The organism is Enterococcus sp. UD-01 (genome assembly GCF_044909655.1).
Taxonomy (GTDB): Bacteria; Bacillota; Bacilli; order Lactobacillales; family Enterococcaceae; genus Enterococcus_L.
The window spans coordinates 1-4,140 of the sequence record NZ_JBIYEU010000031.1; the positions used below are offsets into that span (position 1 = coordinate 1).

The 4,140-nt window shown below is 37.3% G+C and carries 1 protein-coding gene; it reads left to right on the forward strand.

Annotation, left to right across the window (positions count from 1 at the left end):
• Positions 1-171: 171 nt before the first annotated feature.
• The gene (locus tag ABH902_RS15710) at positions 172-4,002 is read left to right on the forward strand and encodes a prealbumin-like fold domain-containing protein (protein ID WP_404592331.1); all 3,831 of its coding nucleotides are present in this window, start codon (positions 172-174) and stop codon (positions 4,000-4,002) included.
• Positions 4,003-4,140: the final 138 nt, after the last annotated feature.

The following is a 4,140-nucleotide window of genomic DNA, read 5'->3' on the forward strand; positions in this document are numbered from 1 at the left end:
GACAAGATCGTACATGTGTCATTGGAGGAACTGCATTGGGATAAAAAAAGGGAACGGTTGTATTTAAACAGCAGTTATTTCTCTGATGAGCGAATAGAATTTAGGTTAAAAAAAGGAAAATAAAAGGTGTTGTTGTAAAACGGATGAAACGAAAGGAGTGAATAATTCAAAATGAAAAATAAAAAGTATATTCTCTCTTTGATGTTTATAGGGGTTACTTTACTGTTAGGTTTCTTTTTTATCTCTTTCACTGATACAAATAAACTGCGAGCACAAGAAGCAGCTGCAACAATTTCAGATAATATTTTTCAAGACGTCAAAATAGTTGTGCTAGAGGAATCAAATAGAGTATTAACACAAGAGGATTATCTCAAAAATGATTCAGAAGTAAAGGTAAGCATGACGTTTAAATTTACGAATAAAGATTATAAAGCTGGTGACACGTTCGTAACAACACTACCGGAGGGACTTACTTATAAAGAAGTGGTTGAAGGAGAGTTGAGTGGTACAGCTTCGTATAGAATTGATCCAGCTACTAGAAAACTAACATTAACAATGATTCAAGACGTTCAGTCTGCAGAATACAAGCTTGAGTTAATTACAAGAATTAAGTTTGATGCTTCCTTAAATTCGAAGCAGCAAATGCTTTTTGAAACCCAAACGGTCTCTAATTATGTGTTTCACTTATATACAAGTGATTCTTATAAAAATGTTTATGGAAAAACATTTGATGTAGATGGAAATGAAGCACGGTTGATGCCTGTAAGTGGTGGGAAATTTGCTGAAATGAATATCAATTATAAGCATGTTGATTTAGCGACAAATAATCTTGAAATAACGTGGTCTACACGAGCCATTCCCAGTGATTGGACAGACGGATATGTAAATATAGACAATGATCTTAGCTCCTATAAATTTTACACCTATGAAACGAATATTAATGGCGAGCAGCTCGGTGAAAAAAAAGAATTAAAAGCCGGGGAAGATTTCACGATTATTCCAAAAGCAGAAGGTGCCGTACAGCTTAAGTTTAATGAACGATTCCATGAAGCTTTAGAAGTGTCCGGCGGCGAGATGACATTTGATTATGATGACTTTAATCCAATTTCCAATGGGAAAAGCGCTAGCCTGACACTCTATATGCGCTTTTACATTTATCCTGGTGATTCCAATACTAATTTTTTATCGATTAGCTACTACTCTATCTATTTTTATGTTAATACGCTAGGCTATTTGGGTTTAGGCTCGATTCAGTCGGATAATAATGTCAAAGAAAATGAGCGGATTGTTAATACGCCAATTTACATTAATGGTACCAATCAGCAACTAAAGAAGGGCGACACATTTACTTTAACAAACGAAGGCGATCCAGCTTTAGTGTTGATCGACACTAATTTAGCGTGTGAATATGATGTTACTTTTGATCAATATGGTTCAATTGTAAAAGGAACAGAGAGAGCGATTACGAATTGGAAAATCACAAATGATACCTTTGGCAAAATAACTTTGACTTATGTGGGCGAGGATACCACAAAAACCGCTGGCTTGACTATTTATACTGGTATGGATGAAACAATCACGCCAGCTTATAAATCTCGCTTCACTCTTTCAGGTAACGGCTATGATACAAGTGGCGCAACGAATTTCGTCGGAAATAAACACGAAGTAAAAAATGGTGGTTTTAATGAAGCAAAAAGTTTCAATACCTGGACAGCGACAGTCAATTCACTCTACCAGAAAGTAACGAAGCTGACAGATACTTTTGGTTATGGCATAAAAGCTGGTTCTTTAAACAATTTACGAATCAGCTCTGTAAAATTCGGGAAAAATGGTGCAAGGAAAGATTTGGAGGAAGGAATTGATTATGAAGTCATTGATAAATCAAATGCCTTCGAAATTAAGTTTTTAACAGAAGTGAAAGAGAAACTTACTATTACCTATGATACAGAAGTCGATATTGCAACGATTGATACTACTTATGCTCGAACGATGAATACCCTTACTTCTACACTGTGCTTTGCATCTGCTGATGAAAAAGAATTTCCTGCTATTGGTTATGCGTATGTACCAAGCTATCTGTACAAAAATGATCCCTATTTAATTGGAAAAAACCTGTCGAATAGTACTTATGAAACAGAAAAAATCGATGAGCAGCCTGTGAATCGAGTGAAATTATTGATAAATCCTGGTGGCGGAAATCTGGTAAATAATGAAGTCGTAGTTAATTACAAGAGCTTAGATGTTCATGTTTTAGAAGAAGCGTTTACCGTAAATAAAGTGGGGCAGTTAGCAATAAATGATTATGAAAAGTTGCTTCTGGGAACCGAAATAGCTACAAAAAACGAAGAATATCCGGAAATAATTATTGAAGAAAATCAAATCCGCGTAAAGAACAAAAAGTTATCGCAGCCAATCGTTATTAGCTTTATTTTAGCCAAAAATAATTATTATAATACGACTAGCGACTATGCAAAGATCACCCAAAAAAACGAAGGCTCAGAGCTATTAGAGAAAAGAAGTAGTCTAAATTACCGTCTTAAACTGGCCAATACTTTTGTTGTGAAGACAAGTCCGAGCTATGTTAATATTGCAGAGGGAACTTTTACAATCAAGAAAAACGGTGGTTCAGCTTTGATCAAAGGAACTAGCGTTAACTTAGGTAATTTTTATCCAAGTGATGGAATGAAGGAAATACCAAGTTTAAGAGAAGTGACTGATGGCGACGGAAAGCCATTGCCGGCAAATACAGTGACAATCAGTAATAATTACAGTACGTGGACACTGACGATTAATGATGATCAACTGACTAACGGTTTAATTGTTAAAATGAACTGGTCGTTTGGTACAAGTGGCACTAAAAGGCGCAATAGCGGTGGTAACGCCTCTCATCCTTATATAGATTACGATAATCGAACCTCTACAAGCGGCTATATTACCAATTATTGGCCAGAGACATCTTTCGACATTGATAATTCCGGCGCAAATGGCGGAGGTACACTTATCCAAAAAGATATGGTCATTACCATGCTGGATTCTGTAACCAATCAGCCGGTAGCTGGTGCTGTGTATGAAGTCTATGACAAAAGCGGAAACCTAAAGGAGACGGTAACAGCAAATGACAAGGGTCAAATTATTCTAAAAGATTATGTTGTTACTGACTACACTTTGAAAGAGATTGAAGCGCCAGACGGCTATCTATCTAATAAAGACTATAGTGGGGCTGGGAAAGAATTTACTCTGACCAACACAGATGACAATAAGCTGACCATTCTTTATGTCAAAAAGGGCAAGATTATCGTGCATTTTGCTTATCAGGATGGTACCGCTATTGAAACAGCTGCACCTATTACTGTTACTGGCGGTAATGGCACAGTGGTTAATCTGAAAGAACAGACGGAAGTGAAAAAACAATTAGCAGATTTAGCTGCAGCAAGCACAGATTATCGCTTTATTAGCTTCGAAAAAGGCCAACTCACCGGTACAGAAGAGGCAGCGGTGATTCCCTATGACAGTGAAGAGGTTTACTATAAATATGAAGGACTCCTCTCTCTAACTGTACCGACGTTGCTCAATTTTGAAAGAGGATTTGTTTCGCCGTTTGAGCAGATTCTTAGTTACGATAGTACAACCGACTTTGAAGTAGCAATTAGAGATAATCGACAAATAACAAGTACGTCTGCAACGCAGACCGCGAAAACGCGAGGGAATCTCCGCCTTAACGCTAACTTGTCGAAAGAATTTACGACTACAAGCAATAAAGTCTTAAAAGATGCGCGCTTGATTTATCAAGACGGCACAAAACAAGTGGTTCTTAACGGTATGGGCGGTGAGATTGTAAATAATCAACAGACGGTCACTGACCCTACGAAAAAAGATTTTACCTTTATCTTGAATACAGCAGGCAATAAAAGTCAAGGCTTTAAGCTGGAAGTACCGGCGAAAGGGACTTTAGCAGATGTCTACACTGGAGAAGTGACTTGGGAAATCGTTCAGGAACCTTAAGCAGCTGCAGATTTTATACTTAAATTAATCTATCAATAGTGGGCGGGACAAACACCCATGAGGGCCATAGCCCTCACCAAACAGAATGAAAATAAAGTGTATAAAGTGATCGACCTACAAGCTATTACCTGGCATACT